Source organism: Stagnihabitans lacustris (genome assembly GCF_025950525.1).
Lineage (GTDB): Bacteria > Pseudomonadota > Alphaproteobacteria > Rhodobacterales > Rhodobacteraceae > Stagnihabitans.
In genome coordinates, this window is record NZ_JAPDGS010000005.1 from 141089 (window position 1) to 157992 (window position 16904).

Genomic DNA, 16904 nt, shown 5'->3' on the forward strand with positions numbered 1-16904 from the left:
CCGCCTCGCGCGGGTTTGCCGGGCGCCCCTTGGCGTGACCCGGGACCCAAGGGGGCAAAAATGCCGCCGCCTCGGGGATTTTCCGCAACCGGCGCGGGTTTTTCCGCGGTCGGGACTTCCCCCGCGCGCCTTGACGGGCAATAAGGGGAAAACATTGGTTTGGATGGACAGGATGGGTGATCGGAGGGAAAGCGACAGCCGCAGGCTTTTGCGCCGCCTGCGTGACGTGCTTTCCATGCCGGTCAAGGGCCAGGAGCGGCTGGACCGCATCACCCATCTGATCGCCTCGTCCATGGGGACAGAGGTCTGTTCGATCTACCTGTTCCGCGACAGCGAGACGCTGGAACTGTGCGCAACCGAAGGCCTGCGCAAGGATTCGGTGCATAAAACCCGGATGAAGCTGGGCGAGGGCCTGGTGGGCCGCGTCGCCCGCACCGGCCTGCCGGTCAACACCGCCAATGCCCCCGCCGAAAAGGGCTTTCGCTATATGCCCGAAACCGGAGAGGAGATTTATTCCTCGTTCCTGGGCGTGCCTATTCAACGGGTTGGCGAAAAGCTGGGCGTTCTGGTTGTGCAGTCGAAATCGGCGCGCAGCTTTGACGAGGACGAGATCGACGCCATCGAAGTCGTGGCCATGGTCTTGGCCGAGATGACCGAACTTGGCGCCTTTGGCGGCGACACCGGCCTTGCGCTGCACAAACAACCGGCGATGTTTCGCGGCACCAGTGGACAGGAGGGCGCGGCGGAAGGCCGGGTCTGGCTGCATGAGCCGCGCGTGGTCATCACCAATCCGGTCGCCGACGACCCCCTGACCGAGATCGACCGCATCCGGGCGGCGGTGGGGGAACTGCGGGTCTCTATCGACGATCTGATGGAGGCCGAGGCGCTGGACAAGGAGCAAAAGGCTGTCCTTGAAGCCTATCGGATGTTCGCCCATTCGCGCGGCTGGCTGCGCCGGATGGAAGAGGACATCCAGAAGGGCCTGTCGGCCGAGGCGGCGGTGGAAAAAGAACAATCGGCGGCCCGCGCCCGGTTGGAACAGGTGCCGGATGCCTATCTGCGCGAACGCCTGTCCGACCTTGACGACCTATCGAACCGGCTTTTGCGCATCCTGACGGGGCAGGGGCGTGACACCGGTGCCAATATGCCGGAAAACCCGGTGCTGGTCGCGCGCAACATCGGGCCTGCGGAGCTTCTGGATTATGGCCGCAAGCTGAAGGGGATCATCCTGGAAGAGGGCTCGGTGGGCTCTCATGCCGCCGTCGTCGCCCGGGCCTTTGCCATTCCGATGGTCATCCACGCCAAGGGCATCGTCGCCGAGGCGCTGAACGGCGATGCGATCCTGTTGGACGGCGATCAGGGCATCGGCCATCTGCGCCCCGAAGAGACCGTGGCGCGCAGCTTTCGCGACAAGATCGCCATGCAGACCGAGGCGCAAAAGCGTTATGACGGCTTCCGCGACCTGCCGGCCCTGACGATCGACGGGGTGACGCTGGAACTGCATATGAACGCGGGGCTGATGGCCGACCTGCCGTCCTTGGTGGGGTCAGGCGCGCTGGGGGTGGGGCTTTTCCGCACCGAATTGCAATTCCTGATCCGCAACAAGATGCCGCAGCGCGCCGAACTGGCGACGCTTTATGCGCGGGTCCTGGATGCGTCCAAGGGCAAGCCGGTCTGTTTCCGCACGCTGGATATCGGGTCGGACAAGGTGCTGCCCTATATGAAGCCCAATGACGAGCCCAACCCCGCGATGGGCTGGCGCGCGCTGCGGGTGGGTCTGGACAAGCCGGGCGTGTTGCGGATGCAGCTGCAGGCGCTGATCCGGGCCTGCAACGGGCGGCCCCTGACCGTCATGTTCCCCTTTGTCAGCGAGTTTGGCGAGTTCAAACAGGCGCGCAGCCATGTCTTTCGCGAGCTGCACCGGGAAAAGAGCCTGGGCCATCCGGTCCCCTCCGAGGTCAAGATCGGCGCCATGCTGGAGACGCCCTCTTTGGCCTTTGCGCCGGATGAATTCTTTCGACTGGCCGATTTCCTGTCGATTGGCGGCAATGACCTGAAACAGTTCTTCTTTGCCGCCGACCGGGAAAACGAACGGGTCCGCAAGCGCTATGACGTGCTGAACTTCAGCTTCCTTGGCTTTATGGAGCAGATCATCGCCCGCTGCGCCCCCTTTGGCACGCGCCTGTCCTATTGCGGCGAGGATGCGGGGCGGCCGATCGAGGCGCTGGCCTTTGCGGCGCTTGGCCTGCGGGTCCTGTCGATGCGCCCGGCCTCGATCGGGCCGGTCAAGGCGCTGCTGCGGGTGGCCGATCTTGGGGTGGCGCGCGCCCTGATGGACGAGGCGCGCGACCGCGGAGCGGAATCCGCGCGCGAGGCGCTGTCAGGCTATCTTGCGACGCTGCAGGCCTAATCCGCGTGGACCATGGGTGCTGCGGTGGCCACCCCGGGTTTGCGCAGGATCAAAGCCAGCGGAATGGCGGCCAAAGTCACCAGCATCATCAGCCAGAAGTCGTCGATATAGCTGATCATCGCGGCCTGTTGGTTCACCAGCCCGTCCAACTGCTGCAAGGCCGTCGCATTGCCCGCAGCCCCCAGGGGTGAGACCTGGCGCAGCACCGGGTTGAACGGGTTGATCGTGGCGCCAAGCTCGACATGGTTGATCTGGATGTTGCGCGTCAGGAACAGCGTGACGATGGAAATCCCGATGGAGGACCCGATGTTGCGCACCAGGGAAAACAGGCTCGTGGCATCGGCGCGATAGCGCGCGTCGATGGTTGAAAAGGCGATGGTGGACAGGGGCACAAAGACCAGGCCCAGGCCAAGCCCCTGCACGACCCCGGTCCAGATCACCGGCCATGACCCCATCTGCGGCGAGAATCCGGTCATCTCGTAAAGGCTTAGCGCGGTCAGCAAGAGCCCGCCAATCACCAGGATGCGCGCATCGACGCTGCGCACCAGCTTGCCCACCAGGATCATGGAAATCATCGTCCCCACGCCCCTTGGCCCCATCACCAGCCCGGTCGTGATCACCGGATAGCCAAAGATGCGCGACAGCATCGGCGGCAACAGCGCCAACGAGGCCAAAAGGATGATCCCGATGACAAAGATGAACACCAGCCCGGTCGCAAAGTTGCGGTCGGCGAACATGCCGGGCTCCAGGAAGGGCTGCGCGCTTGTGTTGATATGGATGACGAAGACCCAAAAGCCGGTCAGCGCCAGGCCAAGGTAAATCCAGATCTCGATGGCGTTAAACCAATCAACCTCGCCGCCGCGGTCCAGGATCATCTGCAGCGCGCCGATGCCCAAAGACAGCATGGCAAAGCCAAAGAAGTCGAACCGCCGCGGGCGCAGGGTGGATTTCGGCAAGAAGGCCGCGCAGCCGAGGATGGCGATGATGCCGATGGGCAGGTTGATCAGAAAGACCCAGCGCCAATTATAGCTCTCGGTCAGCCAGCCGCCCAAGGTCGGCCCGATGATCGGCCCCACCATGATCCCGGCCCCCCACATGGCCATGGCTGACCCCGCCTTTTCGCGCGGGTTGATGTCCAGAAGGAAGGTTTGCGACAAGGGCACGATGGCCGCGCCAAAGAGTCCCTGGACCAGACGGAAGATCACCATCGAGGGCAGCGACCAGGCCACTCCGCAGGCCAGCGAGGCCAGGACAAAGCCTATGATCGACACAAGGAACAGTTCCCGCTTGCCGATGCGGTCCGACAGCCAGCCCGTGACCGGCGTCATGATGGCCGCGGCGACGATATAGCTGGTCAGGACCCAGGTGATCGTGTCCTGACTGGCCCCAAGGTCTCCCGTCATCGAGGGCAGGGCCACATTGGCGATGGTCGTGTCCAGCACCTGCATGATCGTGGCCAGCATGATCATGACGGTGATCAGGCCGCGGTTGGGATATTCCCCATTCGGTCCAAGGCCTTGCTGTGACATGTCACTTCCCCGCGCCGGGGATCAGGTCGGTCCAGGACCGGGTGATCCCGGTGTCCACCGAGGCCTCTGCGCTCATCCCAGACACCACCGGCACCGCGCCGACACTGTCCAGCACGATGCGCACCGGCACGCGCTGCGTGACCTTGACCCAGTTGCCCGTGGCATTCTGCGCCGGGATCAGCGCGAATTCCGACCCGGTGCCGGCGCCAATCGTCTCGACATGGCCCGACAGTTTCACGCCGCTGTCGACGTCAAAGCTGACCTCGGCCGGTTGACCCTTGGCGATATGGGCCAGTTGGGTTTCCTTGAAATTCGCCTCGACCCAGACCTGACCCGCGGGCAGGAACGAGAACAGCCCCACCCCCGCCGTCAGATATTGCCCCGGCTTGAACGAGGTCGCCTGATAGACCACCCCGTCATCGGGTGCGGTAACTTGGGTCAGCGAGAGTTTATAGGCCGCCTGATCGCGGGCCGCCAGCGCCGCGGCCACGGTCGGATGGGCGTCGACCTCGACATCGGGCGCGCCGCCAAGCGCGGTCAGGGCATTGGCCACGGTCACACGGGCGACGGCGGCGGTTTCTTCGGCGCGGCGTGCGGTGTTCTGCGCCTCTTCCAGTGCGGTCGCCGTGCCCACGCCCTTGTCGGACAGGGCCTGTTGCCGGGTCAGTTGATCGGCTTGATAGGCCGCGTCATCCTCGGCCACCTTTTCCTGGGCCAAAGCCGCCTGATAGGCGCCCTTCAGTTGGGCCACGGCAAGACGGGCCTGATCCACCCCGATCTCGGCCTGAGCCAGCGCCAGGCGGTAAGGCTGATCATCGACGGCGAACAGCAGATCGCCCTTCTTGACCGTCTGGCCATCGGCAAAGCCGACCGAGGTCACGCGCCCCGAGATATCCGAGGCAATCGTGATCCGCGCCTGGTGAAAATAGGCGTTGTCGGTGGATTCGTAGCGCCCGCCCGTGACCCACCAGGCCCCGGCGCCCACCAGCAAGGCCAGCGGCAAAGAGATCATCAACAGCCGTTTGCGCGAGGGTTTGGCCTGGGTCAGGGTCAGCGTTTCACTCGTCATTTCGGGTCCTTTCGGCCAAGCTCTTCGGCCTTCGTCAGATTTTGGATGATCACGCCAAGGTCATCGGTCAGCGCCTGGCGGGCCGAGGGGGAAAGCCCCTCAAGTGCCTCGGCATAGACGGCATCGGCATGGGATTTCACATGGGCAAAGGCGGCCTGCGCCTTGTCGGTGGGCAAGACGCGCCGGATGCGGCGGTCCTTGGGGTCATGGGCGCGTGTCACCCAGCCCTGAGCCTCCAACCGGTCCAGCTGGCGGCTGACCGAGATGGGTTCGATGTCCAACAGGTCGGCAAAGCGCGACTGCGCCGCGCCGCCCTCGGTCTTGCAGACCAAAAGCAGCATGCGCCATTGCGCCGAGGTCAGGCCGAATTCCCCCGACCGCGCCTCGAACCGTTTGCGGACCAGGCGCGAGGCATCATGCAGAAGAAGGCCAAGAGAAGGTTTTTCCATAAGCCGTGACTATAGTAAGCCAGGCTTACGATCAACCGCCCGAGTGTTGCGGATTTTACATGGCGGGCATGCAGGACCTTGGTTCCGCAGCCTGGCCCGCGGGTCTTGGGCGGCCCCAAAAAAAACCGCGCCCGAAGGCGCGGTCCAAGTTCGCGGGCCCGGGGGGAGCCTTTGGGCCCGCGTTTATCCCATGACTTTGGTGCCAAGCCCGTGGCCGGCGGAAACCTTTGCCGCCGATTTCGCCCGCAGCTCCTCGACCGAGCGCACATCCATCCGCGCCGCGCCGTTCCACTCGCGGGTCTTGACGCGCGGGTTTTCCAGCCGCTTGCGCGCGGCCGGGATCGCATCGGCATATTGCGGCAGCCATTCGGCCTGGGCCACCAGCATCTCGTCGACCATCTGCCAGACCTCTTCGGGGGTGCAGATCGCGCCGACCAGGGGGTCATGCAGGACCGATTGCTTCAGCAATTCGACATCCCCGGTGATCGCGGCCTTCATCCCCATGCGCTGGACGTTCACCGATGCGCTGCAGGTCGCGGCACAAGCATCGGGCAGGGTGATGCCCTCGACCATGTTGATCCCGAAGCGGTCGACAAAACCGGGGCTTTCGATGATGCAATCGGCAGGCAGATTGCGGATCACGCCGCCGTTTTTCACATTGAAATGCCCGCGATAGGTGCGCCCCGTCTCCAGCGCCTCCAGGATATGGCTGGCATGTTCATCGGTGCGCTTGTAGTCGGACAGGGGCTTGCCGGCCTCCTCCAGGAACTTGGGGAAATCCGTCTCGAACCAATTGCGGTTTTCGGTGGTATACCGCAGATAGCCGCCGGTTTCGCCGTGAATCCATTCGTCAAGGCTGATCCAGTCCAGGATCTGATCGGGACGCTTGCGATACCAGGGCAGGTATTCCGACAGATGGCCGTTCGACTCGGTCGAGTAAAACCCGAACCGTTTCAGCACGTCGATGCGCACCTTTTCCTGTTTGGAAAACAGCGGGTGACGTTCAAAGGCTTCGGTCAGCTCTTCGCGGCTGACCTTGCGGCCGTTGTGGCGGATGTCCAGATACCAGGTCTGGTGGTTGATGCCCGAACAGACGATGTCGGTCTCATCCATCGGCACGCCAAGGGCGTTTGCGATCTGGCGATGGCCGTTTTGCACCCCGTGACACAGGCCCACGGTGTTGACCTTCCCATGGTCGATGGCGGCCCAGGTCATCATGGCCATCGGATTGGCGTAGTTGAGCAAAAGCGCGCCGGGCTCGGCCACCTCGCGGATGTCCTTGCAAAACTCCAGCATGGCATGGATGCCGCGCTGCGCATAAAGGATACCCCCGGCGCAGATCGTATCGCCGACGCATTGATCGACGCCGTATTTCAGCGGGATGGAAATGTCGCTGGCAAAGGCCTCAAGGCCCCCGATGCGCACCACGTTCATCACGTAACGCGCGCCTTCTAGCGCGCGGCGGCGGTCGGTCGTATGGGTCAGCCGGGTTTTCAACCCGTTGACCGCGATGATCCGCCCGATGATGCCCGCGATCATCTCCAGATTGTGACCGTTGATATCGGTCAGCGCGAATTCGACGTCCTCGAACTCGGGGACCTTCAAAAGGTCGGAAATCAGCTTCTTGGTAAAGCCGACCGACCCGGCCCCGATGATGGCGATCTTGAATGTCATGGCATCCTCCCTGTTGCCCGACACTAGCCGGAGGCCCCGCGATCCTATACAGGAAATCCATGCCTGATCGGGGAATTTCATGCTATCCGCGCTTTTGACCCATGGACATGACGTGGCGCAGGTCCAGGCTCCACGCCCGCCTGGGCTGCAGTGCTTTGCTGTGGCTGCGGGCTATGAACAGCGCCGCAATGAGACCTATTCCTGGGACGGGATGCAACGCGGCGCCTCGCCCTTTCTGGTGATCCAGCACACGCTTTTGGGCGAGGGGCGGCTGGACTATGCCGGCACCCGCTATCGTCTAAAGCCGGGGGATTGCATGCTTGTGACCATGCCCCATGCGCATCGCTATTGGCTGGAGCGCGGCGGGGAATGGGAGTATTTCTGGCTTCTTCTGACCGGACGCGAGGCGCTGCGCCTGGCGCGTGAGGTGCTTTCGGTGTCGGGCCCGGTCCTGCGCCCCGATGGCGAACAAACCGACCGGCTGGCCGCCGCCTGCCACGGGCTTGTGACCGCGCAACCCACGACGGGGGCGGCCTCGGCCCTGGCCTATGGCGCGATGGCGGCGCTGCATGACGCGGCCTTTGCCACCCCCCGCGCCCCCGCGTTGGCCCCGCATCTGTCGCGTACCCTGGCTTATGTGGATGCAAACCTGGCCGAGCCCCTGACCGTGGACCGCCTGGCCCAGGTGGCGGGCCAAAGCCGCGCCCATTTCGTGCGCCAGTTCAGCGCGGCCCTGGGTCTGCCGCCCTCGGCCCATGTCGAGGCCCGCCGCCTGGACCGGGTCGAACGCCTGCTTCTGGCGACCGAGCTGACCGTGGATCAGATCGCGCGCATGGCGGGCTATGCCGATGGCAATTACCTGGCCAAGGTCTTTCGCCGCACCCGTGGCCTGTCACCTTTGGCCTGGCGCGCGACCCGGGCCGAGGCCTCCGGCGGGAATATTTAGATCAGTGCGAAAGGGAAAGATGGCTTTCATACTGACCCAAATATCCCGGGGGGCGGGGGCGGGGGGCGCCCCCGCTCAGCTGACCTTCTCGCGCAAGGAGTCCAGCCAAGCGCGGTGCGGCAGACATTGCCCGGCCGCCCTTGTGTATTCGGCCACCAGCCCCGCATGGGCGGCCCGCGTTCTGTCCCGCAACGGCGCGTCCGCCATCTCGGCCCGCGCCGCCGCGCGCGACAAAAGCCCCAGCCCATCCAGAACTGGGGTGTAAAGCTGGCCCTGCAGATGCGGCAGGCCCAGGGCAAAGGGCGCGAAGTCACTTGGCCGGGGCAGGCGCGTCGCCCAAAGGTCCAGCCGGTCTTGCAGCGCCCCGGGCAGGGACCCCGCCACATCGCACCAAAAACCCGAGTCGCGCCGCTCGGTCACATAATGCAGCCGGATAAAGTCGCGGAAGTCGTCAACCTGGGCCCCCACCGCCGCATTATACCGCGCAGCCCCATCCGGCAGCGGCAGCCATTCCGCCAGCATCATCAGCTGCGTGATCGTGCCATGGATCGAGGTCGCCTCCAAAGGCTCCAGGAAGGACGATGCCAGCCCCAGCGCGACGCAATTCCCGATCCAGGGCGCGCGCAGGCGCCCGGCGTCGATCTTGATATCCCGCCGCGGCTCGATCTTGTGACCCAAGGCCGCCTCCACCTCGGCCTGAGCCGCCTCGGGGCCGATATGGGCATCGGAGTAGACATAGCCCATGCCAAAGCGCTCTTGCGTCGGGATCTGCCACAGCCAGCCGTTCTTTTGCGCCCAGGCGACCGTCATCGGCGGAATCTCTTGCCCCGGTTTCAGGTCCACCCAAAACGGCATGGCGCGGTTGACCGGCAAGACATCGGCATAGCTGATCCACTCCGCACCCAAGCCCAGGATCAAGGCCCGCTTGAACCCCGAGGCATCGACAAAGAAATCCCCCTCGACCCGCGCGCCCGAGACCATGCGCAAAGCCGCAATCCCCGCCGCACCGGTCTCGATCCCCGCGACCTCGTCGTCGATCACCGCTATCCCGCGCGCCTTCCTGCGCAGCCAAGCCCCCACCAACGCCTGATCAAAGTGATAGGCGTGGTGAAACGGCCCCGCCGCCACCTGCCGCCCGCCCCGCAAAGCCACCGGCGCGCGGCCCTTGTCCATCAGGTGCTGGAACAGATGCGCCTGGCCCACCGAACGCCCCGCCGCCACCGCATAGGCGTCCAAGGGCAGCCCGCCCGTCACCAAACCCGGATCGTCGATCGGCCCATCGTAGTGATGCCCGACCCGCCGCCAATCGCGGTGCCTTATGCCGTATTTGATCGTGGCCCCGGTCTCGCGCAGGAATTCGGCCTCTGACAGCCCGAAATGCCCCAGCATCTGACGAAACACCGCCGTGGACCCCTCGCCCACGCCAATCGTCCCGATCCGCGACGATTCCACCACCGTGACCGCGGCGCCCCAGCCCTTCCGCGCGGCGACATCCGACAGCATCATGGCGGCCAGCCACCCCGCCGTCCCCCCGCCCACGATCACGATGCGCTTCGGTGTCATCTTCAAACCCTTCTTGCGCCTTTCATACTGGCACAAATACTCCACGGGGAGGTCTGGAGGGGTGTGAAACCCCTCCAGCGCCCGCCGTTCACGCCACCTTGACCGTCTTGACCCGCGCCCATTCCGGCAACCAGTCGCCATGCGCCGCCAGAAGATCCGTCGTCAGGTCCCAGATCTGCTGCAGATCCAGTTCAGCCCCGGTATGAGGGTCCAACATGGCCGCGTGGTAGATATGCTCGACATTCTCGGTCAACAGCGCCTGCACCGTCAGCTCTTGCACGTTGATATTCGTGCGCATCAGGCCAATCAGCTGCGGAGGAATATCATGCACCACAGTGGGTTGCAGCCCCATATGGTCGACCAGCGTCGGAACCTCGACCGCGCACCCCTTGGGCAGTTGGGGAATGAAGCCGCGGTTGCCGTGGTTGCCATAGATCACCGAAGGCTCACCGGTCACGACCGAATTCACGATCTGGCTGGCATATTCATGGCTTTCCTTGACCTCGACCGTCTCGGCATTCTTCAGCGTTTCGGCCTCGCGCTTCCACCGCGCGATCTGTTCGACGCAGCGCTTGGGATATTCGTCCAGCGGGATGCCGAATTTCTCGATCAGGTCGGGCCGGTCGCGCTTGATGAACCACGGAGTATATTCCGCGAAATGCTCGGAGCTTTCCGTCACGAAATAGCCCAGCCGCGTCAGCATCTCATACCGGACCTTGTTCGGGCAGCGCGGGTTCCAATGCGAGGGCTTGGGGAAGCGCCCCTCGCGGTAGCCCTTCAGCAGGTCGGGATAGAGGTTCTTCCACGACCCATCCGCCTGTTTGTGTTCAAAGGTCGTGTAAAACGCCATGTGGTTGATGCCTGCCGCCTTGTAGCGGATTTCACCCACCGGAATGTCCAGATCGCGCGCCAGCTCATAGGCTGTGCCCTGCACCGAATGGCAGAGCCCCACTTGCCGAATGGTCGGGTATTTCTCGGCCATGGCCCAGGTGTTGATGGCCATCGGGTTCACATATTGCAGCATGATGGCGTTCGGCGCCACCTGAAGCATATCCTCACAGATCGACCACAGATGCGGCACGGTGCGCAGGCCGCGCATGATGCCGCCGATGCCCAAAGTGTCCGCGATGGTCTGGCGCAGGCCGAACTTCTTCGGGACCTCGAAATCGGTGATCGTGCAGGGGTCATAGCCGCCGACCTGAAAACAGCAGACGACAAAGTCGGTGCCGTCCAAAGCCTGACGCTGGTTGGAAAAGGTCCGCACCCGCGCCTTGCCGCCAAGCGTCGCGGCCAGCTTGCCCACGATGATCTCGGATTCGGCCAGGCGTTCGGGGTTGATGTCCATCAGCCGGATTTCGGCATTGGCCAGCGCCGGACGCGACAGGATGTCGCCCGCGATGTTTTTGGTGAAGACGGCGGAGCCTGCTCCGATGAAGGTGATTTTCGTCACGATGTTCTCCTTAAAGGCGGGTGCCTTCGATCACGTAAAGGGTTGCGGGCCAGGACAGCGGCAGGGCCAGCCCCTGCGCCATCAGCGCCTGCCCGGACAGGGTCAGGCTTTGGGTCTTCAGCGCCACCGGCCCGCGTGAGGGTCCGGGCGCCGTGCCGGGATTGCGCAGGGTGACGCGGTAGCGCGCGGTGGGCTCCAGCCCGGTCAGGCGCAGGGGCAGGGGCAGTTGCGCCTCTGGCATGTCGGTCTGGACGGCAAAGGCCACAAAGCGCGCGCCGTCCTTGGCGATCTGGATTTCGCCGGTGCGGCCGGGTTCGCTCTCCAGTTGGCGGATCTCGCCCGCGTGCATCCAGTCGCGGTTGGCCTTATACCAAGCGGTCACTTCGGTCAGCAGCGCCTCTTCCGCGGGCGTAAATGCGGTCAGGTCGCTTTCAAACCCCATATGGCGCATGGCCGCGACCCAGGCGCGCAGCTCCATCGGCAGGTTGCGCCCGGTCGTATGGGCGTGGAAGGCGCCGACATGGGAGCCCACGACGGCGGCCGGCAGGAACAGGCTGGCGGTGGCCTGCATCCGCACCCGCTCCAGCGCGTCGATGCAATCGGACAGCCAGACGCGGGTGGTCTGGGTCAGGATGCCATAGTCGATGCGACCGCCGCCCGAGGCGCAGCTTTCGATCTCGACCCCCGGATGGGCCTCGCGCAAGCGGGCCATCAGGTCCATCACGCCGCGCCCCTGCGCCGCATCCAGCACCGGAAGCAGGCGGTTGTGGTCCCATTTCAGATAGTCGATGTCGTTCTCGGCCAGGACCTTGGAGATGGCCGCGAACAGGTAATCGCGCACCTCTTGGCGGCCAAGGTCCAGCACCAGCTGATAGCGCCCCGTCACCTGATCCGCCCGCCCCAAGGCCCAATCGGGATGGGCGCGGTAAAGGTCGCTGTCGGGGTTGACCATCTCGGGCTCGACCCAGAGGCCGAAAGTCATGCCCAAAGATTTCACCTTGTCGATCAGGGGCTTTAGCCCATGGGGCCATTTCTGCCGGTCAATCGACCAATCCCCCAATGAGGACTTGTCGTTGTTGCGCCCCTTGAACCAGCCATCGTCCAGCACAAACCGCTCTGCCCCGATGCGGGCGGCACGGTCGGCCATGTCGGACAGGGTGGGCAGGTCGTGTTGGAAATAGACCGCCTCCCAGCAGTTGTAATGCACCGGGCGGTTCGGGCGGACCCAGGGCACCAACCGGTCGCGGACATGGGCCTGCAGGACCACCGCCGCATCGTTGAACCCCGCGCCGGACCGCGCCACGGTCAGGACGCCGGTTTCAAACCGCGTGCCCATCCCGTTCGACCCGTGAACATGGCCGAATTGCACCTGACGGCGACCACAGGGGAGTTCCTCGGCCAGCATCCGGTGACCGCCGGGCCAGCCATAGGCGTAACTCGTGACCTCGCCCCGCGTGGCACTGGCGCCGGGCGTGCAGGTCAGCGCGAAGGGCGGGTTTTCCTGCCCCGACCGCCCCTGCCGCGCCTCGCGCAAGCGCGCACCGGGGGCAAAGCGGTGGCGGTGCTGGTGCAGTTCGCCAACCCAGCGGCCGGAGAATTCGACGATCTCGTCCTGACCCGGCGCCACGGGCAGAACGGGGGCGCAAAGCCACTCCAGCCGGATGGGCGCATCCGATTCCACCACCGCTTGCAGCGCCAGAACCCCGTCCAAAGCGATCTCGGCGCGGTAGGTGATCCCCAGCGCCTCATCCCGTGCCGTCACGGTCAGTTCCGCGCCCGAGGCCGCAACATGCGCCCGAAATCGCGGCACCAGTCCCGCGATGACCAGCCCCGGCTGGCCCATGAAATGCCCATCGCCCACCGGGCAAAGGGTCAGCGGCGCCAGTTCGTCCAGCATCCCGCCGTTCAGGTCCAACGCGGTGGACAGCAGGAATTGCCCCAGGTCCTCGCCGTCAGGAAGGCGCGGCCCGAAATAGGCGATGCGGGGCAAAGAGGCGGTTTCCTCCAGCACCAGGGTCGAATGGGCGTCGTCGATACGGTATTGGGTCATGTCGCAATCTCGAAGGCCGCCCGCACAAGGCGGCGGGTATAGTCGGTTTGGGGCCGTTCCAGCACATCGGCCACGGCGCCCTGTTCCACGATCTGCCCGTTTTGCATGACAATCACGCGGTGGCAAAGGGCCCGCACGACTTTCAGGTCATGGCTGATGAAAAGGTAGCTCAGCCCCTTTTCCGCCTGCAATTTCCGCAGAAGTTCGATGATCTGCGCCTGAACCGACAGGTCCAGGGCCGAGGTCGGCTCGTCCAGCAGGATGAATTCCGGCTCCAGCGCGATGGCCCGCGCGATGGCAAGCCGCTGGCGCTGCCCACCCGAGAATTCATGCGGAAAGCGGTTCAGGATGTTGTCGGGCAGGCCGGCATCGCGCAAGGCCGCTTGCACACGCGCGACGCCACCGGGCAGGCGGTTGACGATCAACCCTTCCTCGATGATCTGGCGCACCGACATGCGGGGGTTCAGACTGGCGAAAGGGTCCTGAAAGACGATCTGCATCTTTGACCGCAGGGGCTTCATCTGGGCGCGGTCAAAGGTCTCGATCCGCTGGCCCTGAAAGGTCACGGCGCCTTCGGTCAGGGTGTTCAGCCGCAAAAGCGCCTGGCCGAAGGTGGTCTTACCCGAACCCGACTCGCCCACCAGCCCCAGGGTCTCGCCGCGCCGCAGGTCCAGGGACAGGCCATCCACCGCCTGCAGCGCGTGGTTGGTGCCGCGAAAGGCCCCGCCGCGACGCAGGTTATAGGTGACGCGGATCTTGTCGCCCGACAGGACGATATCCTGACCCGGGGGCAGGGGGTTGGCCTGGCCCTTGGGTTCCGACCCCAAAAGCCTGCGCGTATAGGGGTGCTGCGGATCGGTAAAGATCGCCTCGGTCGGACCGGATTCACGCACCTGGCCATGTTGCATGACATAGACATGATCCGCGAATTGCCGGACCACGGTCAGGTCATGGGTGATCAGGATGACGGCCATCCCCGTGCGCGCCTTTAGCTCTTTGATCAGCCCAAGGATTTCCGCCTGAACCGTCACATCCAGCGCCGTCGTGGGCTCGTCGGCGATCAGCACATCGGGGTTGTTCGCCAGCGCCATGGCGATCATCACCCGCTGGCGCTGACCGCCCGAAAGCTGATGCGGATACTGGTTCACGCGGGCCTCGGGGTCCGGGATCTGCACCTCGCGCAAAAGCTCGATGGCGCGGGCCCAGGCGGCGGGCTTGGTCATCTTTTGATGGATGCGCAGCGCCTCGGACAGTTGCGCGCCGATCTTGTAGACCGGGTTCAGCGAGGACATCGGCTCTTGAAAGATCATCGACATCCGGTTGCCGCGCAGCTGGCGCATCTGGGTCGGGCTGGCCTTGGCCAGGTCCTGCCCTTTGAACAGGATGCGCGTCTGCGCCCCCACCACCGCGCGTTTCGACAAAAGCCGCATCAAGGCCCGCGCCGTCACCGACTTGCCCGAGCCCGACTCTCCGACCAGCGCGATGGTCTGCCCCCGCGCCAGGGTGAAAGAGACATCGCGCACCGCCTCGATCGTGCCGCCCAGCACATTGAAGGTGACGCCGATGTTTTGCGCGTCGATCACATGTTCCATTTCAGGCACCTCAATAGGGGTCGACGGCATCGCGCAAGCCATCGCCCAAAGCGTTGAAGGCAAAGACCGCAAGCAGCACGAAACCCACCGGCGAGAGTATCCAGGGGTAGGACCCGATGGCCGAGAAGGTCTGCGCGTCCTGCAACATCAACCCCCAGGAAATCAGCGGCGGCTTGACGGCGAAGCCCAGGAAGCCAAGGAAGCTTTCCAGCAGGATGATCGACGGGATGCCAAGGGTGACGCTGACGATGACATGGGACAGCACATTGGGCAGGATATGCCGTGTGATGATCCGCCCATCACTGGCCCCCACCGCCACGGCTGCGCGGACATAATCCACCCGCGCCATGGACATCGTCTTGGACCGCACCTCGCGCGACAATTGCGCCCAGCCCAGCCCCACGATGACCAGGATGACAAAGCCCAAAAACACCGGAGAGGGCGCCGTGGGCGGGATCAGCGTCGTCAGCGTCAGATACAAAGGCAGCTGCGGGAAGGCCAGGACGATTTCGACAAAGCGTTGAAACCACATGTCAAAACGCCCGCCGATATAGCCCGAGGTGATCCCCATCAGCGTCCCGATGGCGGTGATCAGGGTGATCGAGACCAGCGAGATCATCAGCGTCAACCGCGCGCCATAAATCCCCCGCGACAGGATATCGCGGCCCAGCTTGTCGGTGCCCAAAAGGTGCAGGGGCTGGCCATCGGACAGGCCGACCAAACGGGTCTGCATCGGGATCAGGCCCATCAGGTGATAGGGCTTTGCCGCGACGAAAAACGCCAGCGGGCGGGGGTTTTCAAGGTCAGGCCCCATCAGCGGCTGATAGGTCACGGGGTCCAGCTCGTCGCTTTCAACGATGGCATAGACCGTGGGCCAGGGGGCGAAGTCGATCTGATCGGGCGGCGCAAAGCTGACCGTCGGCTGGTTCGGGTCCATCGGCGCCACGAATTCGGCGAGTATGGCCGACACAAGCAGCAACAGCACCAGACCCAGCCCCAGCATCCCGGGCACAGAGCGGCGGAACCTCCGCCAGACCAGCGCGCCATAGCTTTGGCTTTGCGTGTTGACCGTCGAGACGCGGTCGTCGGTTGTTTCGATATCGGTCATGTCAGCTTCCCACCCGGATGCGCGGGTCCAGAAGGGCCAGAAGAAGGTCGGCGATGATATTGCCGATGATCAGCGTCGCCCCCAGCACCAAAAGCAGCGAGGCGGTCACAAAGACATCGCCAATCGCCATGGAGCCCACGATGGCCGGCCCGATCGTGGCCAGGCCAAAGACGATGGCGACCTCGATTTCGCCGGTCAGCATATAGGGCAGGACAACGCCCTGATAGGCGATCAAAGGGTGCAAAGCATTGGGCACGGCATGGCGCAGGATGACGGCGCTTTCGCTAAGCCCCTTGGCGCGGGCGGTTTCCACATATTGCGCGTTCAGCGTGTCCAACAGGTTCGCCCGCATGACCCGCATGTTATAGGCCAGCCCGCCAAAGGTCGCGACCGCGATGACCGGCCAGACATGGGTGATCAGGTTCCAGGCCTTGCCCCAGTTGAACCAGATGCCGTCAAACCAGTCCTGCCCGCCGTATTTGGTGGAAAAGAAGGACCCGATCTCTTGGACGTTCAGCTTGTAGGCCAGGATATACAGGATGATCAGCGCCAGCAGGAACCGCGGGATCGTCATGCCCAGAAAGCTGACAAAGGACAGGACCGTGTCGACCCAGGTATATTGCCGCGTCGCGGCCAGGATGCCGAAGGTGATCCCGATGACCGAGGCCAGCAGGTGACAGGTCAGCGCAATCAGGATGGTCTTGGGCAAGCGCTGTTCGATCACATCCAGCACGGGCTTGTTGTAGGCATAGCTTTGGCCGAAATCCAGCCGCGTCACGATGCCCCAGATCCAGCGGCCATATTGCACGAGCAGCGGATCGTTCAGCCCGTTCTTCTCGCGGTATTCCTGGGCAAAGGCATCGGCGGCCTCGATGGTCGCATTGCCTTGGGTGATCAGGTTGGTGCGCAAGAAGTCGGCATAGTCGCCGGGCGGGGCCTGGATGATCATGAAGGTGATCAACGACATGACGAAAAGGACGGGTATGGATTGTCCGAGGCGGATGGCCAGGAAGCGGAGCATGTCTCACCTGTTGGAAAAGAGGGGGGCGGGGCAAAACCGCCCC

General features: G+C 64.2%; 12 protein-coding genes. 2 read left to right on the forward strand and 10 right to left on the reverse strand.

The window, feature by feature from the left end:
* Positions 1-172: 172 nt before the first annotated feature.
* Positions 173-2410 carry a phosphoenolpyruvate--protein phosphotransferase gene (locus NX862_RS13655; protein WP_264494475.1) on the forward strand — a complete coding sequence of 746 codons (2238 nt, stop codon included), beginning with the start codon at positions 173-175 and terminating at the stop codon, positions 2408-2410.
* Here NX862_RS13655 and NX862_RS13660 read toward each other — a convergent pair.
* From NX862_RS13660 to NX862_RS13675, 4 genes are all read right to left on the reverse strand, one after another.
* The gene (locus tag NX862_RS13660; RefSeq protein ID WP_264494476.1) at positions 2407-3939 is read right to left on the reverse strand and encodes a DHA2 family efflux MFS transporter permease subunit; all 1533 of its coding nucleotides are present in this window, start codon (positions 3937-3939) and stop codon (positions 2407-2409) included. The two genes, NX862_RS13655 and NX862_RS13660, sit on opposite strands and share 4 nt — an antisense overlap.
* A 1-nt stretch (position 3940) precedes the next feature.
* Complete coding sequence (locus NX862_RS13665) at positions 3941-5008, reverse strand: HlyD family secretion protein (protein WP_264494477.1); 1068 nt, start codon at positions 5006-5008, stop codon at positions 3941-3943.
* Complete coding sequence (locus NX862_RS13670) at positions 5005-5457, reverse strand: MarR family winged helix-turn-helix transcriptional regulator (protein ID WP_264494478.1); 453 nt, start codon at positions 5455-5457, stop codon at positions 5005-5007. Before NX862_RS13670 ends, NX862_RS13665 begins: the two co-directional genes overlap by 4 nt.
* A gap of 183 nt (positions 5458-5640) precedes the next feature.
* Positions 5641-7131: an alpha-glucosidase/alpha-galactosidase gene (locus tag NX862_RS13675; RefSeq protein WP_264494479.1), complete on the reverse strand. Its 1491-nt coding sequence runs from the start codon at positions 7129-7131 to the stop codon at positions 5641-5643.
* A 79-nt stretch (positions 7132-7210) separates the two neighbouring features.
* Here NX862_RS13675 and NX862_RS13680 point away from each other — a divergent pair, with 79 nt between their 5' ends.
* Positions 7211-8077, forward strand: coding sequence for an AraC family transcriptional regulator (locus tag NX862_RS13680; protein ID WP_264494480.1), 867 nt, complete (start codon positions 7211-7213; stop codon positions 8075-8077).
* A 75-nt stretch (positions 8078-8152) separates the two neighbouring features.
* Here the strand turns inward: NX862_RS13680 and NX862_RS13685 are convergent, their stop codons facing one another.
* The 6 genes from NX862_RS13685 to NX862_RS13710 all read right to left on the reverse strand — a co-directional run bounded on the left by NX862_RS13685 (position 8153) and on the right by NX862_RS13710 (position 16861).
* Positions 8153-9640, reverse strand: a complete 1488-nt coding sequence (locus NX862_RS13685; RefSeq protein ID WP_264494481.1) for a tryptophan halogenase family protein — start codon at positions 9638-9640, stop codon at positions 8153-8155.
* An 88-nt stretch (positions 9641-9728) separates the two neighbouring features.
* Positions 9729-11090 (reverse strand): alpha-glucosidase/alpha-galactosidase, encoded by a 1362-nt coding sequence (locus NX862_RS13690; RefSeq protein WP_264494482.1) that lies wholly within the window; start codon positions 11088-11090, stop codon positions 9729-9731.
* Between the two features lie 10 nt (positions 11091-11100).
* The gene (locus NX862_RS13695; RefSeq protein ID WP_264494483.1) at positions 11101-13140 is read right to left on the reverse strand and encodes an alpha-galactosidase; all 2040 of its coding nucleotides are present in this window, start codon (positions 13138-13140) and stop codon (positions 11101-11103) included.
* Positions 13137-14732, reverse strand: coding sequence for an ABC transporter ATP-binding protein (locus tag NX862_RS13700; RefSeq protein WP_264494484.1), 1596 nt, complete (start codon positions 14730-14732; stop codon positions 13137-13139). The genes NX862_RS13695 and NX862_RS13700 overlap by 4 nt, the downstream gene beginning before the upstream one ends.
* A gap of 10 nt (positions 14733-14742) precedes the next feature.
* The gene (locus tag NX862_RS13705) at positions 14743-15840 is read right to left on the reverse strand and encodes an ABC transporter permease (RefSeq protein ID WP_264494485.1); all 1098 of its coding nucleotides are present in this window, start codon (positions 15838-15840) and stop codon (positions 14743-14745) included.
* A 1-nt stretch (position 15841) separates the two neighbouring features.
* Entirely contained in the window at positions 15842-16861 is a 1020-nt protein-coding gene (locus NX862_RS13710; RefSeq protein WP_264494486.1) for an ABC transporter permease, read from the reverse strand.
* Positions 16862-16904 lie beyond the last annotated feature (43 nt).